General features: G+C 55.3%; 15 protein-coding genes. 4 read left to right on the top strand and 11 right to left on the bottom strand.

Annotated features, from left to right (window positions below; genetic code table 11):
* Position 1: 1 nt before the first annotated feature.
* Entirely contained in the window at positions 2 to 4,900 is a 4,899-nt protein-coding gene (locus AAIE03_RS02660) for an alpha-2-macroglobulin family protein (protein ID WP_426143719.1), read from the bottom strand.
* A gap of 143 nt (positions 4,901 to 5,043) precedes the next feature.
* Between AAIE03_RS02660 and sseA the strand changes: the two genes are divergently transcribed.
* Entirely contained in the window at positions 5,044 to 5,886 is an 843-nt protein-coding gene (sseA, locus tag AAIE03_RS02655) for a 3-mercaptopyruvate sulfurtransferase (RefSeq protein ID WP_013026740.1), read from the top strand.
* 33 nt (positions 5,887 to 5,919) lie between these two features.
* Here sseA and sseB read toward each other — a convergent pair whose 3' ends face one another.
* The 5 genes from sseB to trmJ form a co-directional block, all read right to left on the bottom strand.
* Positions 5,920 to 6,684: an enhanced serine sensitivity protein SseB gene (sseB, locus tag AAIE03_RS02650; protein WP_013026741.1), complete on the bottom strand. Its 765-nt coding sequence runs from the start codon at positions 6,682 to 6,684 to the stop codon at positions 5,920 to 5,922.
* Between the two features lie 51 nt (positions 6,685 to 6,735).
* Positions 6,736 to 8,022 (bottom strand): aminopeptidase PepB, encoded by a 1,287-nt coding sequence (gene pepB / locus AAIE03_RS02645; protein WP_013026742.1) that lies wholly within the window; start codon positions 8,020 to 8,022, stop codon positions 6,736 to 6,738.
* A gap of 127 nt (positions 8,023 to 8,149) precedes the next feature.
* On the bottom strand, positions 8,150 to 9,310 hold the full coding sequence (locus AAIE03_RS02640; RefSeq protein WP_014594321.1) for an IscS subfamily cysteine desulfurase: 1,161 nt from the start codon (positions 9,308 to 9,310) through the stop codon (positions 8,150 to 8,152).
* 89 nt (positions 9,311 to 9,399) lie between these two features.
* A complete protein-coding gene (iscR, locus tag AAIE03_RS02635) occupies positions 9,400 to 9,897 on the bottom strand; it encodes a Fe-S cluster assembly transcriptional regulator IscR (RefSeq protein ID WP_014594322.1) in 498 nt (165 codons plus the stop codon).
* A 136-nt stretch (positions 9,898 to 10,033) separates the two neighbouring features.
* Positions 10,034 to 10,780: a tRNA (cytosine(32)/uridine(32)-2'-O)-methyltransferase TrmJ gene (trmJ, locus tag AAIE03_RS02630; protein ID WP_013026745.1), complete on the bottom strand. Its 747-nt coding sequence runs from the start codon at positions 10,778 to 10,780 to the stop codon at positions 10,034 to 10,036.
* Between the two features lie 122 nt (positions 10,781 to 10,902).
* Here trmJ and suhB point away from each other — a divergent pair, with 122 nt between their 5' ends.
* Positions 10,903 to 11,706 (top strand): inositol-1-monophosphatase, encoded by an 804-nt coding sequence (suhB, locus tag AAIE03_RS02625; protein WP_013026746.1) that lies wholly within the window; start codon positions 10,903 to 10,905, stop codon positions 11,704 to 11,706.
* A gap of 47 nt (positions 11,707 to 11,753) precedes the next feature.
* Here the strand turns inward: suhB and AAIE03_RS02620 are convergent, their stop codons facing one another.
* From AAIE03_RS02620 to AAIE03_RS02610, 3 genes are all read right to left on the bottom strand, one after another.
* Positions 11,754 to 12,767 carry a YrzE family protein gene (locus AAIE03_RS02620; protein ID WP_014605268.1) on the bottom strand — a complete coding sequence of 338 codons (1,014 nt, stop codon included), beginning with the start codon at positions 12,765 to 12,767 and terminating at the stop codon, positions 11,754 to 11,756.
* Positions 12,768 to 12,962: 195 nt separating this feature from the next.
* Positions 12,963 to 13,943 carry a nickel/cobalt transporter gene (locus tag AAIE03_RS02615; protein WP_014594323.1) on the bottom strand — a complete coding sequence of 327 codons (981 nt, stop codon included), beginning with the start codon at positions 13,941 to 13,943 and terminating at the stop codon, positions 12,963 to 12,965.
* Positions 13,934 to 14,560, bottom strand: a complete 627-nt coding sequence (locus tag AAIE03_RS02610) for a DUF1007 family protein (protein WP_013026749.1) — start codon at positions 14,558 to 14,560, stop codon at positions 13,934 to 13,936. Before AAIE03_RS02610 ends, AAIE03_RS02615 begins: the two co-directional genes overlap by 10 nt.
* Before the next feature lie 155 nt (positions 14,561 to 14,715).
* Here AAIE03_RS02610 and csiE point away from each other — a divergent pair, with 155 nt between their 5' ends.
* Positions 14,716 to 15,984 (top strand): stationary phase inducible protein CsiE, encoded by a 1,269-nt coding sequence (gene csiE / locus AAIE03_RS02605; RefSeq protein ID WP_498562769.1) that lies wholly within the window; start codon positions 14,716 to 14,718, stop codon positions 15,982 to 15,984.
* Here the strand turns inward: csiE and AAIE03_RS02600 are convergent.
* Both AAIE03_RS02600 and glyA read right to left on the bottom strand, forming a co-directional pair.
* Positions 15,966 to 17,114 carry a 3-phenylpropionate MFS transporter gene (locus AAIE03_RS02600; RefSeq protein ID WP_014594325.1) on the bottom strand — a complete coding sequence of 383 codons (1,149 nt, stop codon included), beginning with the start codon at positions 17,112 to 17,114 and terminating at the stop codon, positions 15,966 to 15,968. The two genes, csiE and AAIE03_RS02600, sit on opposite strands and share 19 nt — an antisense overlap.
* Before the next feature lie 130 nt (positions 17,115 to 17,244).
* On the bottom strand, positions 17,245 to 18,498 hold the full coding sequence (gene glyA, locus AAIE03_RS02595) for a serine hydroxymethyltransferase (protein ID WP_015699732.1): 1,254 nt from the start codon (positions 18,496 to 18,498) through the stop codon (positions 17,245 to 17,247).
* 325 nt (positions 18,499 to 18,823) lie between these two features.
* Here glyA and hmpA point away from each other — a divergent pair, with 325 nt between their 5' ends.
* A complete protein-coding gene (gene hmpA, locus AAIE03_RS02590) occupies positions 18,824 to 20,008 on the top strand; it encodes an NO-inducible flavohemoprotein (RefSeq protein ID WP_498562768.1) in 1,185 nt (394 codons plus the stop codon).
* Positions 20,009 to 20,027: the final 19 nt, after the last annotated feature.

Here is a 20,027-nt window from a genome sequence, read left to right as displayed (position 1 = left end):
GCTACTGTTGTACATGCAGCTGTTGCGGCGACGCACCAATCGCCCGCCACTCAGGTACGTACATCGATTCCACCTGCGGTGGCGGCATATGGTAGATGCCCGGCGTTACTGCGCGCGCCAGATACATCAGGGTTGCAGGACGATACGTATCCACTGCCAGCGCGGCAACGAAGCGATCGTCACGGAACTCAATATGCCGGATGTTGGCCTGCTGCATATCCATCATGCTCTCTTTTAGCGCATCCGCACTGTCACCCAGGCTGGCACTGCTGTCTGCCAGATTCTGGTTTTCCAGCTCCAGTCCGGCCGGTAACAGATCCACGACCAGCGCATCGCTGATGCGGCGTTTCGCGGCCACGGTAAGACGGACCACCAGCAATTCACCGCTGCGCAGATTATTGAGATCCGCCGGTTTACCGTCCAGGGTGAAGTACTCTCGCTTAACGGACAGCATATGGCTGACGGGTTGCGGCGGCGTCAGCGGATAACCCACCACGTTCAGGCTGCCATACAGCGGTGCCGTGCCGGGATTGCTCACGTCAACGCCTTGCGTCAGCTGTTGACTATCCAGCCCTTTATTCACAGGCCCACTGCTGCTTACGGGCGATTGATGACCCTGTAGTATCGCCTGCCAATCCTTACCCTGTGCGGTTTGCAGCGTGCGCGCCGCCAGGTAAAGCGCATTGTTCTCCTGGGTAGAGAGCCAGCGCTTGCCGTTCAGCTCTTTTGACAGTGACAGCAGCAGGCTGTTTTGCAGTTCCGGCTGCAGCTGATATTCCGCTAACAGGGCGATCATCATCCCCTCATCGCGCACCGTGCTGCCATAGTCGCCAAACCAGCTGCTTTCAGGTCGTGACAGCGTGGCGCCCTGCATCACAGCCAGCGGCGAACGCTGTCCATCCCCCATCAGCTTCAGCGCGACACCCAACTGCATCAGCGCCAGCCCCGATTTGGCCTTGTCACGCTTTTCGTAAAGCGCACGCAACGCGCCCAGTGGCGCACGCTGCTGACGCGCCAGCACCAGGCCGGCATAAGCCTGAACGCTGAAACGCAATGCATCGATGTCGGCACTGCCACTAGCGGTAATTTGTGAAGGGTCCTGTAAATAACGCAGCAGCCGTGCATTAGCCCGATCAATCACGTCAGGGGGCAAGGCATAGCCCGCTTCGCTGGCGCGCAGTAAAAAGTCAGTAACGTAAGGTGTGAGCCAGAACTCCTCTTCACTCTGCTTACTCCACAACCCAAAGCTGCCGTCAGCACGCTGCATCCCGGCCAGACGGGCGATGCCGGTGTCAACGGCGGCCCGACGAACGTCATCACTGCTGGTTTTTATCCCCATAGCGCTGAGCTGCGCCTGACTGGTATAGAGCGACGGCCAGAGACCGCTGGTGGTCTGCTCCAGACAGCCATAGGGATAGGCATAAAGCGCACTGATGTAGCTGGCGATATTTAAAGGCGGACGATTACTCAGGGTCAGTTGTCCACTCAGGGTTTCTGCATCCAGACCCGCAAATGCCGCCGCCGTGACCTGCCAGGGGCGATCGTGGTCAATCACAGCGGCAAAATTGAGGGTTTGCGCAGGATAAGGCGGCCTGACGCCAATCTTCCACGTCTGCTGGCTGGGCCGCACCGTCTCACCGGGCAGGTTCAGCCCTGAAATCTGCACCTGCACTTCGCCGTCACCAAACCCGGTTTTCGCCGTCACGGGCACCTGCAGGGTGGTCCTTTCGCCTTTTGCCAGCGTCACATTTTGTGTGGCCGCGCCCGACAGTCCTATCAGACCTTGGGCAGTCAAATCGACCTTCAGCGTTTGCGGCAGGTCCGTCAGATTGGTGATATCCAGCGCCAGTGACGCGCTGTCGCCGCTGGCCAGAAAACGCGGCGTGGCCAGTTCGCTGACCAGCGGGGCAGCCACCACCAGCTTACGTTCGGCAGCGCCAAAGCTGTCATCGCTCCAGACCTGCGTCATTAAGCGCAACTCGCCGTTAAAGGCCGGAATGGGCAGCGTAATGGCACCCTTGCCGTTTTTATCCAGCGTAACGGCCTGCAACTGCTGCGCCACGATATTGACGTGGGTGACCGGTTTTTTACCGCCGCGCGTCATGGATTCGTCTTCACCGTCTCCGCCAAAGCGCAGAGCAGCCAGCCGTCCACCGCTTTCAATCAGTTGACCAAACACATCGTACTGATCGACGTTATAACGCTTGCGACCGAAAAAAGCCGTCCAGGGATCGGGCGTTTTATAATCCGTCACGCTTAACACACCGCTGTCTACCGCTGACAGCAGGACGTGCACCTTGTCAGGCAGCGGGCCGCCTTCACGGCTGGCCTGAACGTTCACCGTCAGGTTCTGCTCAGGACGAATTTTATCGGGTGCGTCCAGCGTCAGCGTTAAACGTCGCGCCTCGGTCGCCATCGGCAGATGTAACAGTCCGACCGCCCGTTTCGGCGTGGCACCACTGGTTTTGTCCCCTTCCCGCACCACAATGGCACTGAAATAGAGATCGTGGCGCTGCCAGTTGGCCGCGATCGGCACGTCTACCTGGGTTCCACCCTGCGGCACCGTTAAGGGTTGCCACCAGAGCGTCCCGCTGCTGGATTCCACCATCAGATAGCCTTTTCCGGCCGTGGGCGATTCGACCTGCAAATGGACGGTTTCACCCGGTTGGTATGCCGCTTTATCCAGCTTTAGTTTGACCTGGTCCGGACGCAGTGCGCCTGTACCATTGGTATTATCCTGCCAGTCATAGCCCGCCTGAAAACGCACGCTGCTGATGATTTTTTCACCCGACTGGACCTCTAGCCGGTAGCTGCCCCACTCAACCGGGAAGCTGACCTTGGTGCTGCCGTCAGCGGGAATGCTGACAGATTGCTCATCTTCCTGCAGGTCTTTGGCATCGTAACGTGACTGCCAGCCTTCACTGTCCGAGAAGCTCCAGTAGTAGTCACGCCGTTCACGAATTAAACGTACGTCAAGCTTATCTGCCGCCAGCTTAGCGCCCTGACTGTTGGCATAAACAATATCGAATTCTGCCAGGCTGTTTTCCGGCACGGTCGGCTCATCGTGATAGCTGTCACTGCGGTAATCGTAGATCGCCTTATTGCCAAACAGCGGACGGATACCGGGCAACGCGTCCGCCGGCCAGATGGCCTGAGTAGCACGTCGGGTGACCGGACGAGCGCCGGTTTCCAGCAGGCTGGCCTGCAGTATCAGGTTCAGCGGTGAGTGAAGCTGATCCCACTGATTATCCACGGTCAGTTGCGCCTTGCCGTTGGCGTCAAGCTTAAGATCGACATCGTCCAGACTGCGCTTCAGGCCCTGTTCGGTGATGTCACCAAACTGGTAGCCCGGCAGCGCAGCAACCGCCTCACGGGCCGGACGCAGATAGAGCTGTCCCTGCAGCTGATTCCCTGCCGCAGGCGCGCCATACAGATAGCGCCCCTCAATGTCGAACGTAATATCGGCATCCGCAGGCTGGGGTTGTTCATCGTTTTTCAGCGTTAATGCCATGCGCTCAGGCAGAAAATCCTCAACGCGGAAATGCCACTGCCGCAGCTGGTTATCACCGGTATTCAGCCGCAGCATCCAGCCGCCGGTCATCGCCGAAGCCGGTAAAGCAAACCGCTGCTGATAGAAACCGTCCTGCGGCTGCCAGACCACCGTGCGCACGACCTCGCCGTCGGGCTGTACCAGCTCAGCCTTAACCGGTTGGGCAGGTAAAGGCTTGCCGTCCGCATCGCGCAGCAGCGCATTGACGATCACTGTTTCGCCAGGCCGATAAATATCTCGTGGGCCGAAGACGAAGAGCTGTTTGTCATAGCCTTCGGGCCCCGCTACGGGGAATTCGGCTAAATCCAGAGCAGGGCGCGCCAGGTCGATCAGCGAAGTTTGTTCGCCCTTCATGGCCAGCAGGAACTTGCCTTTTTCGTCTGCATTAAGGCGCAAATGACCGCTGCTGTCGCTGGTGCCGTTTTGCAGCACCAGGCCTTTATCATTCAACAGCCTGATACTGACGCCGGAAAGCGGTGCGCCGTTTTCCAGACTCTGTGCGAAGAGTTCAAACTGGGTGGGAAAGCGGTGCAGCGACAGGCCGATATCGCTCAGGGTAAACAGCGTCGCAGGCATGCTGTAGTGATAAGTGCCCGCCTGCTTCATAACCGCCAGATAAACCCCTGGCTGCTGAAGCGGCTTAATGTCTTTCAGCGGCAACTGCAGTTTTTCCCGCGTGTTACGGGCCGGGTTGAGTTCAAAGCGGCCGGTATACACCAGTTGGCTGGTTTTCAGCAGTTCCTGAGATTGCCAGGTAGAGAGGTTGTTACCGTAATTCCACTGGGAAAGGAATTCCGCCAGGCCCGCATTTTTGATTCGGAAAAAATCCACATCCACCTGGTCTACGTTCAACGCCAGTACCGGCAGCCCCTGCGCGATACGCAACGGCAACAGGGAGCCTCGGCTGGCAAAGCCCACCATCGGCTCAATGTCGCGGGTAGTGATTTTTTTGCTGTAGGCCGTTGTAAGCGTCTCACCGCTGGCGGCGCGCAAGCCCGAATCGACGGTCACGGTGAACTGACGAGAGGGTTCAGGATGGCGAAAACGCAGGGCTTTACGATTGCTGGAAAGCTCCCAACCACCATCGACTTTGCCGTGTTTATCGTCGATCAACCTGACCTTTTGCGCCAGATCCTGCTTGTCATCCAGCGGCTGATTAAAGGTTAAAACCAGCGCCGCCGCGCCATCAAGCTGTAATTCAGAGAGATCGATAATGGTGAGTGGTTTGCTGGCCTGCGCGCTGGCTGCAGGGGTTTCTGCACTGACAGGAAAAACAGGTAAGGTGGCGACAGACAGCAGCGAACCACCGATCAGCATGCTGAACAGCAGCCGGTTAATGCGTTTTTTCATGGTAAATCCTTCACCGGGCCCCAGGGGAATTGTTATAACGCTGGGCAATTTCACATCAACGCTCGCATTTAATCAACGCTTCTCTTGAGATGGTGTGCACATTACCCGACACTGGCATGACAGATTGCTGAGATGAGGTTGTTATGACGACGCCACTGTTTGTGTCCGCCGACTGGTTACAAGAACACTACAACGATGAAACGCTGCAGGTACTGGACGCACGTATGCTGCCGCCAGGCATGGATGCGGTTCGCAATATCCAGGCTGAATACCTGGCGGGTCATTTGCCCCAGGCACCTTTCTTTAATATTGAAGCACTTTCCGATCACACCAGCCCCTATCCGCATATGCTCCCGCGCGCTGAAAGCTTTGCCGTGGCCATGCGCGAGCTTGGCGTCAACAGTGATAAACATCTGATTGTTTATGATGAGGGCAACCTGTTTTCTGCCCCGCGCGCCTGGTGGATGCTGCGCGCTTTCGGCGTCGCCCAGGTTTCCATTCTGGCTGGCGGTTTGCAGGGCTGGAAAGCCGCAGGCTTTGCGCTGGCGGAGGGGGAAGTGAGCCTGCCTGAGGGCGAATTCGAGGCTGAGTTCGATGACGGGCTGGTGAAACGCCTGACTGACGTGCTGTTGATTAGCCATGAAGGCGGCGCACAGATTGTGGATGCCCGAGCGGCTAACCGCTTCAATGCCGAGGTAGATGAACCGCGTCCTGGTTTACATCGCGGGCACATTCCCAACAGTCTGAATCTGCCGTGGAACCTGTTGGTTGAACAGGGACAACTGAAGCCGGCGTCCGAACTGCGCGCCCTGTTTGCCCAGGCGGGCGTGGACCTGACGCAACCGGTTGTCGCCACCTGTGGCTCAGGCGTTACGGCGGTCGTGTTGATTCTGGCGCTGACGTCGCTGGGCGTTCGGGAGGCTACGCTCTATGACGGTTCCTGGGGCGAATGGGGAAGCCGGGACGATTTGCCGATTGCGAAATAAGAAGACGCGCGGCCGGTGAGGCCGCGCGCGTTGTCAGATAATACGCTGACCGCCTTTGAACTCGCGCAGGAAACTCCCCCAGCGACGTTCATAAAAGGGCGTGATGTGGGCGGTAAAGAAGTGGCTGATGCCGCGATCGTCTGCCGTGACCTCGCAGATATCAATGGGTGCATCATCCAGTAACGTGTCGCTGGCGACGCTGCCAGCGGCCTGGATAATGGCCTCAATATCGCTGTCCGCTTCAATCCCAATCAGCAGGTTGGGTTCCTCATCCGCGCGTTCACGAATGCTGGCAACAAAGGCGCGTTTCACCTGCTTATATTTGCTGAGCAGTTGGGTCAGAGAGTCAATCATCTGGGCAGGCGGTTCTGCCACTTCCGACAGCAGCAGTGACTGCCCGCCTTCCAGCACGCTTTGCTGAGTGAGTGCACTGCCCTCTTCGCCCAGCAGATGGCTGATTTCCGCTGCGGAGAACTCTTTTCCCGTCGGCAGTTTTGGGTTCAAAAACAGGGTTTCGCCACGCGTCATGTCAAACAGGGTGCGCACGGGTAAACGTAAATACGCCTGTTCGCTCTCAACGGCTTCGCTCATCGCCTGTTCGGAGGTAAAAAACGGTATGACGCTGCTGCCATCCTCTTTTTCCCAGTGCTGGAGATCCACCGGCGTACTGGCATCCAGTTGCTGGCTGGTGCTTTCGCCGGGCACCCAGACGTCAGCTTCCAGCAACAGCTGGAAAAATTCAGGCCGGTGCGCAGGCTCGGTCGCGGCCAGCTTCAGCACCTCTTCAAGACGGTTCATAGTTTACTTCTACCTTGAGAAAGCGGTGACCAGGTCACCGCTGGATTGCGCTTATTTCAGTAACAGGTTGGCGAGGGTACGGACACCCAGACCGGTTGCACCGGCAGCCCACTGATCGACCGCGCTTTTGCGATAGGTCGCTGAGCAGTCAATATGTAACCAGCCCTGCTGATAGTGGCTGACGAAGTACGACAGGAACGCGGCAGCGCTGCTGGCACCTGCCGAATGCGCCGGACTGGCAATGTTGTTCAGATCGGCAAAGTTCGATGGCAGATGGTTGCGATGGAATTCCGCCAGCGGCAAACGCCAGAAAGGTTCGTTTTCGCTGACTGCGCTGCCCATCACCGACTGCGCCAGGCCATCGTCAAAGGTAAACAGCGCGTGATAATCATTGCCGACCGCCGTCTTCGCGGCACCGGTCAGGGTTGCCGCATCGATCAGAAGCGTCGGGTTCTGCTCGCTGGCATCAATCAGGCCATCAGCCAGTACCAGGCGGCCTTCAGCGTCGGTGTTCATCACCTCTACCGACTTGCCGTTACGGTAGCGAATGATGTCGCCCAGTTTGAAGGCATTGCTGCTGACCATGTTATCCGCGCAGCAGAGGTAAAGTTTAACCCGCTTATTCAGCCCGCGCGCGATCGCCAGCGCCAGCGCACCGGTGACGGTGGCCGCACCGCCCATGTCCGACTTCATTGAGTCCATGCCAGCGCTCGGTTTCAGGCTGTAGCCGCCGGTATCAAAGGTAATGCCTTTGCCCACCAGACAGGCGTAAACAGGCGCCTCGCTGTCTCCGGTTGGGTTGAAATCCAGCGCCAGAAAGACCGGCGGGCGGTTAGAGCCGCGACCCACGGTGTGCAGGCCCATGTAGCCTTGTTCGCGTAAGTCGTCGCCTTTGGTGATGCGATAGCTGACGGCCTCACCACCCAGCTCACTGAGTAAGTCAATGGCGCTGTGCGCCAGCGTTTCCGGGCCCAGATCGTCGGCTGGTAAATTAATGGTGTCGCGCACCCAGCCAACAATTTTGCGGCGGCGATCGAACTCCGCCTGCTCGTGTTCACCCAGTTGCGGCCAGTCCACCTGGTTTTTGCCCTTAGGCCCGCGATAACCCTGCCAGAATGCCCAGCACTGCTCAAGGTGCCAGCCTTCGCCAGCCAGTGAAACATGACGAATGCCCTGGCCATCCAGTTTACGGGCGGCCCGTTGAATGGTCATCAAGGCATCCGCTTCACGCAGGTGCAGGGTCATGCCGTTATCATTGCTGCTTAACAGCGCTTTTTCGCCCCAGCGCGCATCGGCGGGCTGGCTGCTGAGCGTAATATTCATCGGTTGTGTATTCATTGTAGGGCTCCGTATTCGTTATTCGTTTCATCCAGCCTGTTTTAAGACGGCTTTTTCATTCAGATGTTACGCTGCACGCCGCAGATGTTGTCGGCGCACAGTTTGTCAGCCTCGGCTGGCAAATGCATCATGACTTCATGAGTTCACGCAGGCGCGTAACGGACTTCTGCACCAGCGCGATGGCATAATCGATCTCGTCTTCCGTGGTAAAACGGCCCAGCGAGAAGCGAAGCGAGCTGTGTGCCAGCTCTTCGTTCAGGCCAAGCGCACGCAGGACATAGGAGGGTTCAAGACTGGCAGAAGTACAGGCCGATCCAGACGACAGCGCAAGATCTTTTAACGCCATGATCAATGACTCACCTTCAACGTCAGTGAAACTTACGTTGAGAATGTTGGGACAGCTGTGCTGCAAATCGCCATTTACGCTGACGCCGCCGGTCTGGCGCAGCCCCTGCCACAGCCGATCCCGAAGGGCAGACAAGCGGGCCATCTCTTCTTCGCGGACTTCACGGGCAATGCGATAGGCTTCACCCATCCCCACGATCTGGTGCACAGGTAAGGTGCCCGAGCGCATATTGCGTTCATGGCCGCCACCATGGATTTGTGCATCGATCTGAACGCGCGGCTTACGGCGCACATACAGCGCGCCGATCCCTTTGGGGCCATACACTTTGTGGGCGGAAAAGGACATCAGATCGACAGGGAGTTCACTCAGATCGACAGGGAGCTTACCTACGCTCTGTGTGGCATCAACATGGAACAGGATGCCACGTTCGCGGCAGAGCGCGCCCATCGCGGCGATATCCTGAATCACGCCAATTTCATTGTTCACGTGCATGATCGACACCAGAACGGTGTCATCGCGCAGTGCAGCACGCAAATCCTCAATCGCGATCAGACCATTCGCGGCGGGCGTCAGCCAGGTGATCTCGAAGCCTTCACGTTCAAGTTGCAGGCAGGTATCAATCACCGCTTTATGTTCGGTTACGCTGGTAACAATGTGCTTGCCGCGCGCCTGATTAAACTGGGCCGCGCCTTTAATGGCGAGGTTGTCGGATTCGGTGGCACCGGAGGTAAACACGATTTCACGCGGGTCAGCATTCACCAGCTCTGCCACCTGATTACGCGCAACGTCTACCGCTTCTTCGGCCTGCCAGCCAAAACGGTGTGAACGAGAGGCCGGGTTACCAAACGTGCCATCCAGCGTCAGGAATTGCATCATTTTGCTGGCCACACGCGGATCGGCCGGCGTGGTAGCGGCGTAATCCAGGTAAATCGGTAATTTCATTGCGCTACAGCTCCGTATAGAAAATCATACGTATTTATAGCAGATTCAGCCCCTACCGCGTTAGCAGTAAGGGCCGGAGAAGAGGAGGATTACGAGGCGCGAAGGTTCACGTTGATTTCCTGAGAACGGGAGTTCTGGAAACGGCGGTTGTCATTGGCGTTCTGACGGTCGGCCACATCCAGGATTTCCTGATTATTCACCAGCTCAGCCAGCGTAATGTTGTTCAGGAACTCACTAATGCGCACACTCAGATCGCGCCACAGGACGTGAGTCAGGCAGCGTTCGCCGCCCTGGCAGCCTTCTTTGCCCTGACACTTGGTGGCGTCTACGGACTCATCTACCGCCGTGATCACTTCTCCCACCGCAATCGCATTGGCTTCTTTACCTAGCAGATAACCGCCGCCCGGCCCGCGGACGCTTGCTACCAGGCCATGCTTGCGTAAACGCGAGAATAACTGCTCCAGATAGGAGAGCGAAATGCCCTGGCGTTCAGAGATATCTGCCAGTGGAACCGGGCCCTGGTGAGAGTGAAGGGCAACGTCCAGCATGGCGGTAACAGCATAACGTCCTTTGGATGTCAGTCTCATAGCATACAACCTCAATAGCGTCCGGTTATCGGAGGATTAGCGAAGATGGCAGCAAGTCTGACATTCCTGAGTAATTTGGTCAACTATTTAACCAAGTAAATTACTCAAGTATTTAACCTGGTGATTTACTCAACTATTATTCGCCGTCCGTTCTGGTTCCTTTTCGCTTCTCGAAAGACGAGAGCATACCGCGCAAAATATTGAGCTCATCGCGTTCAGGACGGGCGCGCGTATACAGACGACGCAGTTTGCTCATGACCTGGCCCGGGTTGGCTTCACGGATAAACCCGCTTTCCAGCATCATGTTTTCCATGTGCTGATAGAAGCGTTCCAGATCGTCCACCAGCGGATAAGGGGAAGCGTCGTACTGCGGTTTTGGGGTTTGGTTCTCTTGAGCCTGAAGCCAGGCCATACGCACTTCATAAGCAATGATCTGCACGGCCATCGCGAGATTCAGCGAGCTGTATTCCGGATTCGCCTGAATGGCCACGTGGTAGTGACACTTTTGCAATTCGTCGTTTGTCAGTCCGACGCGTTCACGGCCAAACACCAGCGCGACAGGCGCCTGCTGCCCTTCTTCAATACTTTTCACGCCGCATTCCCGGGCGTCCAGCATCGGCCACGGCAGAGATCGCGAGCGGGCGCTGGTGCCGACCACCAGGCTGCACCCGGCAATGGCTTCATCCAGGGAGTCTACAATCTTTGCCTCACCGATAACATCACTGGCACCCGCTGCCAGAGAGATAGCCTGAGAGTCTGGCTTCACCAGCGGATTCACCAGATAGAGGTTAGTTAACCCCATGGTTTTCATGGCGCGCGCTACGGAGCCCATGTTGCCGGTATGAGAAGTTTCCACCAGCACGATACGAATATTTTGCAGCATAAGAGTTGGGATCGGTCAGAAAATGATGACGCGTACTCTAACATAAAGCAGGACATTTACCGAACACCCTGCTATACTCCGCGCCGTTTTCCCCGTTCTTTAACATCCAGCGAGAGATACCGATGCATCCAATGCTCAACATTGCCGTGCGCGCAGCGCGCAAGGCCGGAAATTTAATTGCCAAGAATTATGAAACCCCGGACGCTGTCGAGGCCAGCCAGAAAGGCAGCAACGACTTCGTAACGAATGTTGACCGCGACGCAGAACGCCTGATTATCGAAGTCATTCGTAAATCTTACCCAAAACATACCATCATCACTGAAGAAAGCGGTGAGCTTGAGGGCGAAGATCAGGATATTCAATGGGTAATCGATCCGCTGGATGGCACCACCAACTTTATTAAACGCCTGCCCCACTTCTCTGTTTCTATTGCCGTTCGTATTAAAGGCCGTACAGAAGTGGCTGTCGTTTACGATCCTATGCGTAATGAACTGTTCAGCGCCGTACGCGGACAGGGCACGCAGCTGAATGGTTACCGCCTGCGCGGCAGTATCGCTCGCGATCTGGATGGCACCATTCTTGCCACCGGTTTCCCCTTCAAGCTCAAACAGCACGCCCCAGCTTATATGAACATCATGACCAAGCTGTTTACGCAGTGTGCCGATTTCCGTCGCACCGGCTCCGCTGCGCTGGATCTGGCGTACGTCGCCGCAGGCCGCGTTGATGGCTACTTTGAAATTGGTTTGAAACCGTGGGATTTCGCGGCGGGTGAACTGCTGGTGCGCGAAGCGGGCGGACTGGTCACTGACTTCACCGGCAACCACGGCTACCTGCATTCAGGCAACATCGTTGCCGGTAACCCTCGCGTGGTGAAATCGCTGTTATCGGCGATGCGCGAAGAGCTGAGCGAAGCGCTGAAGCGCTAAAAGAAAAGGCGGCACGATAACGTGCCGCCTTTCTTATTGCCTTGGGATTAACGACGTTCGTGCGTTAACACCTGACGTGGCTGAGTACGACGTCCTACCATTCCCATCACGCCTGCCAGTACCGCTTCAATAATCAGGATAAAGAAAGCATACCAGCTGGCTTTCGCGGTTGCTTTCGCCGCCTGCTCGCCGGCTTCACGCGCTTTCTGCTCTGCCTGTTTTTTCAGTTCCTGATATTTCTGCATAGCCTGTTGATAGCTTTGTTCTGCCTGATTGACGATCTGTTCAGCTTCCTGATCGCTTTTTCCGGTCCGCGCTTTAATAATATTTTTTAAAGCATCACGATCGGCGGCCTGTAAAGTATCTGAATGACGAGCAATAACGCCTTTAAACCAGTTTGCTAAATCTGTGTCTGCCGTTTGTGGATGATTAGCCGTGTTATTTGCCTGATTTTCGGCATTCTGCGCTTCATTATTCGCATCCTGCTTCAGATTTTCCGGTTGTAATTCAGGCTTACCCGTTTGACGCAGCGTCGTTTCCAGTTCTTGCTGCATATTGTCTAAATTAATATTATTTTGCTGCAGTTTTTCTTTAGCCATTTGGGTAACCGATGGCGCAGCGGCTGAAATACCACTTCCTACTGCCTGGAAACCCGTACCAAGAATATTCATGGCGCCGCCTAATACGCTACTGGCAAGGCTCACGGCCAGGTAAATAGTTAAGACGGTACTAATACCAAACATCAGCAAGCCGTGCAGTGCGCCCTCACGCTGCGCCAGGCGACCGGCGACGTAGCTACCGGCGGCAATAGCGATCAGCATTTCAATGGCCGTCCAGACCAGGGCACCCGTTCCCAGATGTTTAAATGGATTATCTTCCTGCAAAGGGTCAATGGTGGTAGCACCAATTGCCGTACCCAGCAAGGTTAATAATATGTGAATAATCAAAGCACAAATTACACCGGCAAAAACGGCACTCCAGGAAATGCGTTTAAGGGGTAAGCCTGCCGCTCCGGTGACGAGCGGATCGTTGTAGCCATTATTAATACGGGTATCAGCCATGAGATATTTCCCTCGCAACACATAGCAGGTGAGTGTCGTTTTTTTCATTCCCAGACAGGGGTTCGCAATAACTATAAACAGCGTAGTCAGTGAAAACTATTTTCACCACTCAACGTGCAAGAGAAAATAAAAATAGTTGCGAAGCGAAAATGCGAGGATCCCGGCAGCGGGGAATATCTTCCGCCGCCGCAGAAATTAAAAGGGTCGGATACCGCCGGTAAAACCAGGCTGAGCAGACTGCCAGAGCGCACAGCCCACAACAATCAACGTCAGGCTGCCCACTAACGCCAGCACAGGCAACAGGCTGCGCGCACCTTTACCCACCTGGCTGTCCGCGCCAAGACGTTGCGCCAGCACGCGGGAACGCTGCACCAGTAAGCCGATGGCAGAAATGGTCAGGGCGGTCCCCACCGCCATAACGGCGGCAGAAAGGACGCCCCACAGATACACGCCAATCACTTTAGAAAACAGCAGCATCATGATCGCGCCTGAGCAGGGACGCAGCCCCATGGAGATCACCACCAACAGCTGCGTTTTGCCATTAACGGCGCCCGCCATTTGCTGTGCGCTGGGCAAATGCGCATGGCCACAGCCACAGTGTTCATCATGCTGATGATGAGGGCGCAGCGCATGAATCCTCATTGTCGGCTGAGGACGCAACAGCAGCCAAAGCGCCTTTATCGCCCGGTAGCCTATCCAGATACCTAAGGCAATAACCAACACATAACTGCTCTTCTCCAGCCAGAAACTGCTGAGGTGCAGCTGCCGCGATGAGGTTTTCAGCACCACCAGCATCAGCGTGACCAGGATGATAGCCACTGAGCCCTGTAGCAACGAGGCCAGTAGCGTGAGTTTCATGCTGGTTTTCAGTTTTGCCGGATGCGTTGCCAGAAAGGTCGTGATCACGACTTTACCGTGACCTGGCCCTAAGGCATGCAGGACACCATAGATCAGGCTGAATGCCAGTAACGACAGTCCGGCATGATGAGGCTGCTCGGCAACCTGCTGCAGGAGCTGGGTCATCTGGCGATGCAGCACTTTTTGCCAGAGCACGCTTTGCAGAAGTATCTGGGGCCAGTGCAGCCAGATGGCCGCGCCCAGAGTAACCAACCCTGCCGTAAACAGTGCCAGCGGCCACAGCCGTTTTTTGGCTTGGGTCGTGAGCGTCAGTGACATGTCAGTATTACCGTTTGTGCAAACTGCCTTCCCAGATCCATATCCTCAGGCGGCGCATCTGCCTTGTCGAGCGAGAGCGCATACTGTTTCAAAGAGTCATCCGGTTTGGGCGTATGTAAGGTGAATGCACAGCGTGACTGTAAAGCTTGCGGTACAGTTAACGCCTCAGGTTTGTCGTAGAACATATCCACGAAGTAGGTCGGATCGAAGGTTAAAATCTCAAAGCGTTCATTTTTGAGTAAAGGCGGCTCGGCCAGCGGCAGAACAAATTCCAGTACCGCCTTATTGCCGCTGCGCGACAGATTGTATTCCGTTGGTAAATTCAAGAACTTCACCCGCTGCTTGTTATGCCAGATTTCGGAAAAGTAATGTTGCCCGAGCACGTTCGCCATCACACCCGCCGCCAGTTTCTTCCATACCACCGTTCCCGGTTTGGCATCGCTCGCGTCATACAGCAGGTCGGCGGAGGTAATCTCATCCATGGTCCACGTCATTTTCAGGCCGGTAAAACGATCGTCCTTCGTGACCAGCTCGGTTTTCATATCAATAAAGCTGTGTGGATGTGCCAGCGCTGACGAACTGACCAGGGTAAATAGTGCAAAAAACATGCGTCTCATAATGTTATAAAGTAACGTTCCTGATGAAAAGGTTTCTTAAGTAACAAAATTTTGTGACCCGCCTTAAACCTCTGAACAAAAAAACGGGTAAACCGTTCAAGGGTTCAGGAGGTTGACTATTCTTAGCTAAAAATAGCCTGCTGGAATAATGATTGATGAGTTCTGCTACATCTTCAGCACCACTCTTCACCGGTTCACAGCGTCGCTGTCATCTGTTGTTACTGCTGTTTCTGCCCGCTCCTGCACTGACGCTTAAAAGATTAAGCCTGCTAAACGGAGTGGACATCGCCACCGCGAGACAGGACATCGCAGAAGTGGGTGATGAGATACAGCGCTATCATCGACTGGAACTTCATCAGATGGTGGATGGCAGCCTGCGCATTCATGGTACAGAGCTGGATCGACGCATTTGCTTAATCCATAATTTGCGACGCAGCCTGCGACTGTCGCAGGCCTTTGTCTGCGAGCATTTTGCCGCGCCCTTACGCCTGCGTCTGAAGCAGATGAAAATTGAAAAAGCGCTGTACGATGAAACCAATTTACAGGCGCTGATCCAGCACTGCAGCCTGTGCCTTAATCGCCCGTTCAGCACGCGCGATCAACTCTTTTTACAAATATTTATGAAATACGGCCTGTGCCAGCGCCAGCCTGCGATCTTTACGGCGCAGCAGCAGGCATGGCTGTCAGCGAAAGCAGAACGTCAGGCCGCAAAAGATGTTATTCATCACTGGCAAAAGCGCTGTCATCTGACGCCGGACGCCAGCGAAACGGATTTCTGGACACTGTTATTTAGCCTGATCCATTTTCCGGACGCCAACCGTGTCGACCATCCCAGCGAGCAGCGACTGATGCGCGCCACACAGCGGCTCATTGATGATTTTGAGCACGTCGCCGGCACCACTTTTCATGACCGCACCGAACTCCAGCAGCAGTTATATACTCACCTGGCACAGGCGCTGGATCGCACCTACTTTACAATGGCTATTGATGACAGTGTGGCACAAGACGTAACCAGGCTTTATCCGCGCCTGCTGCGCACCACACAGCAGGCACTGGACGCTTTCGAGCAGACGTTTCAGGTTCAGTTCGCGCCGGAAGAGGTCAGCCTGGTGACGGTGATTTTAGGTGCATGGCTGATGCAAAGCAGCGCATTGCAGGAAAAACAGGTGCTGCTGCTCACCGGTGACGATCCCGAACTGGAACAGGATGTCGAGCAGCAAATCCGCAAGATCACCTTGCTGCCTGTTAACATCACCTATCAGCGCGTTGAAGATTTCCAGCGCGACGGTGCACCGCGCGAAGTCGATGTCATTATTTCGCCTTATGTCACCTCGCTGCCCCTTTTCTCCCCCCCACTTATCCACGCCGAACTGCCGCTGACTGAATACCATCAGCAGCGCATTCGCTATTTGCTGGAATCCTGACGCGGCCGCAGGAACAGTGCGGGCAGTGCCACCAGCGCCATCACCCAGAAGAGATGACCGTGCAGGTGAGTAAAGAGTACGCCACAAATCATGGTCATGACGGCAATTCCGCCGCCCATTGCCAGCGCCGAATAGAGCGACTGCAAACGGATCACATCCGCCCCCTGCCGTGAAGCGATAAAGCGCATTGCGGCCAGATGACATACCGTAAAGCTACCGCAGTGGAGTAGTTGCCCCACAATCAGCAGCGGCAACGCGGTGCTGGCGCCGAGCAGTCCCCAGCGAACCAGCGCACAGATGCCTGACAGCAACAGCAGATCCCGTGCGCGCCAGCGGTGAAACAGTCGATGGCTTAAGGCAAACACCACGATTTCCGCTACCACGCCCAGCGACCACAGATAACCCACTACCGATGCAGAATAACCGCTCTCCTGCCACCAGATGGCGCTGAAACCATAATAAGCCGCATGCGCACCCTGTAATAACGTCACGCACACCATAAAGCGCCAGACCGCGTTTTCCTTTATCAGATCGCGCCAGGCCTGCCAGCCTCCACCGACTCTGCCCTGCCTTTCGCTGCCCTGGGGATGGGTACGCGGGGTAAGCAGCATTCCTGCCAGCATACTGACCAACCCAACCGACAGCAGCATTAAGATCGCCTGCGAAGAGAAGGCGCTCACCAGCATACCGGTCAGGGCTGAGCTGATCACAAACGCCAGCGAACCCCACAAGCGAACGGGCCCGTAGGCAAGGCCAATTTGCTGCGTCCAGGTGGCGGCCAGTGCATCGCTTAAAGGAACCAGCGGCGAGAAAAACAGGTTAAAACCGGTCATGACTAACAGCAGCCACATCCACTGCTGCCCAACCCAATAGCCCGCCGCAATAAAGCAGGTCAGCAGGGCCAGCAGGCGTAATGCCGTAATCAATTGTCCGGGATTTTTAACCTGAGAGGCGATGAATAAACTGCCCACAAAGCGCGCCACCATGCCGCACCCCAATAGCAGGCCAATTTGTTCAGCATTCAGGCCCACACCTTTGAGCCAGACGCCCCAGAAAGGAAGATAAATGCCGTAGCAGAAAAAGTAGGTGAAGTAGCTTAGTCCAAGCCACTTGGCGGAGCCGATTGCCATGTTCCCTCCAGCAATGATGCGTCCAGGCAATGATATGTGGTCGTTACTTTGTCAGAGCCGGGTTATGCAGGCAATAAAAAAGGATGGCCATGGCCATCCTCTTGTCAGACTGTGTTTTCAACAGAAAGGGTTATGCGTAAACCGGCAGGCGCGCACAGATATCCAGTACTTTCTGCTTGGTACGCTCAATGGTAGCTTCATCGTTGATGTTGTCTAACACATCCGCGATCCAACCGGCCAGTTCGCGTACGTCTGCTTCTTTAAAGCCACGGCGCGTAACGGCAGGCGTACCAATTCGAACACCAGAGGTGACAAACGGGCTTTTCGGATCGTTTGGCACGCTGTTTTTGTTTACGGTGATATTCGCGCGGCCCAGTGCGGCATCGGCTTCTTTACCGGTCATGTTTTTGCTGACGAGATCGATCAGGAACAGGTGGTTATAGGTGCCGCCTGATACGATGTTATAGCCACGCGCGATCAGCACTTCTACCATTGCCTTAGCGTTTTTGGCGACCTGCTGCTGGTAGGCTTTAAACTCAGGCTCCATGGCTTCTTTGAAGGCCACGGCTTTACCGGCGATCACGTGCATCAGCGGGCCGCCCTGTCCACCAGGGAAGACGGCTGAGTTAAGCTTTTTGTACAGCTCTTCATCGCCGCCCTGCGCCAGGATGATACCGCCGCGCGGACCAGCCAGGGTTTTGTGCGTCGTGGAGGTCACGATATGTGCATGTGGAACCGGGTTAGGGTAAACATCCGCAGCAATCAGACCGGCAACGTGCGCCATATCCACAAACAGCCATGCGCCAACGCTGTCAGCGATTTCACGCATTTTAGCCCAGTCGCAAATCCCGGAATACGCCGAGAAACCGCCGATGATCATTTTAGGCTTATGAGTCTGTGCCAGCTCGGCCAGTTCGGTATAGTCAATTTTACCGGTTTCGTCGATGCCGTAAGGCACAACGTTGTACAGTTTGCCCGACAGGTTAACCGGTGAACCGTGTGTCAGGTGACCGCCGTGTGCCAGGTTCATGCCCAGAATGGTATCGCCGGGCTGCAGCAGCGCGGTGAAAACGGCAAAGTTAGCCTGAGAACCAGAATGAGGCTGCACGTTCGCATAGTCAGCGCCAAACAGGGCTTTAGCACGGTCGATAGCCAGTTGTTCAACAATGTCTACGTATTCGCAGCCACCGTAGTAGCGCTTGCCCGGATAGCCTTCGGCATATTTGTTAGTGAGCTGAGAACCTTGCGCCTGCATAACACGCGGGCTGGTGTAGTTTTCAGAAGCAATCAGTTCAATGTGCTCTTCCTGACGCACTTTCTCTTGCTCCATCGCCTGCCACAACTCGGCATCATAATCGGCAATGTTCATTTCACGCTTTAACATCCGCATCTCCTGACTGGCTATCTTTAAATCGGCAATTTACGCCCCCTGAGGGCGAAGGCAGACAGTGTAAACCGTTTTATCGGGGTAAGGTAGGGTGAATTCCCTCTTTTTACGCAAACGTTTGGCTACCGAGACGCCATGCCTTTTTATCCCTTTTTTGCAACGATTGCCCGCCAATATCATTTTTTCACTCTGTAAAAGATTTTTTGCGCTTTTGTCGCGAAAACCGGCCAGTTGCTGCCAGTAAAACCCAGCATGAGATTTACAGCATGAAAGAAACGATCATAAGATGCATTTAAAATGCAACTTTAAATGAGGTGTTGCCATGCTTGATGCTCAGACTATTGCTACCGTGAAATCATCCCTTCCCGCCCTTGCCGCCTGCGGCCCCGATCTGACTGCTCATTTCTATGACCGCATGCTTGCTCAGCATCCTGAACTAAAAAATGTCTTTAACATGAATAATCAACGTAACGGCGGGCAGCGTGAAGCCCTGTTCAATGCGATATGTGCCTACGGCGCAAACCTCGAAAACCTGACAGCGATACTGCCGGCCGTTGAAAAAATTGCGCAAAAACATACCAGCCTGAATATTCAGCCCGCGCAGTATGCAATTGTGGGTGAGCATTTACTTGCTACCATCAAAACCCTGTTGAATCCCGGTGATGACGTGCTGGCAGCATGGGGACGTGCTTACGGTATACTGGCGGATGTGTTTATCCAGCGCGAAGAAGCGATTTATCAGGCATCGGAGCAGCAAAAAGGCGGATGGCGCGGGACGCGGCCGTTTCGCATCAGCGCGATTGAGCAGCAGAGTGCCGTGATTAAAAGCTTTACTTTTACGCCTGTGGACGGGGGTCCGGTTGCCCCCTTTAAACCCGGTCAGTATCTGACGCTTCACTTGCAGCCCGCAGGTTGTGAATATCATCAAATTCGTCAGTACTCACTAACCACAGGGAGCAACGAGAAAATGTACCGTATTGCGGTGAAACAGGCGCCGCAGGGAATCCTGTCCGGCTGGCTACATCAGCATGCAGAAGTCGGCAGTGAAGTGCAGTTGGCCGCCCCGCACGGCGATTTTTTCCTGCAGGTTAGCCCGACAACGCCGGTCACGCTCATTTCCGCCGGCGTTGGACAAACCCCAATGCTGGCAATGCTCCACGCGCTGGCTGCACAGCGGCATCTGGCGCCCGTCAACTGGCTTCACGCCGCCGAAAATGGCAAACAGCATGCCTTCGCAGACGAAGTGACCACCACCGGTGCCCTGCTTCCTGATTTTGCACAGCACATCTGGTATCGCGAGCCGGACGAACCCGATGCAGGCCGCTACGATGCGCAAGGTATGATGGATTTGGCGACCCTGTCAGCGCGGCTGCGGGATGTGAATACCCACTTTTATCTCTGCGGGCCACTTGGCTTTATGCAATTTATCGTTAAGCAGTTGCATGCGGTCGGCATTACGGCGGACAGAATTCACTATGAGCGGTTCGGTCCACATAAAGAGATATGAATCGGCGACTGCGAACGGC

The organism is Pantoea sp. Ae19-2 (assembly GCF_059801205.1).
This window is presented reverse-complemented; position numbering and strand designations above follow the sequence as displayed.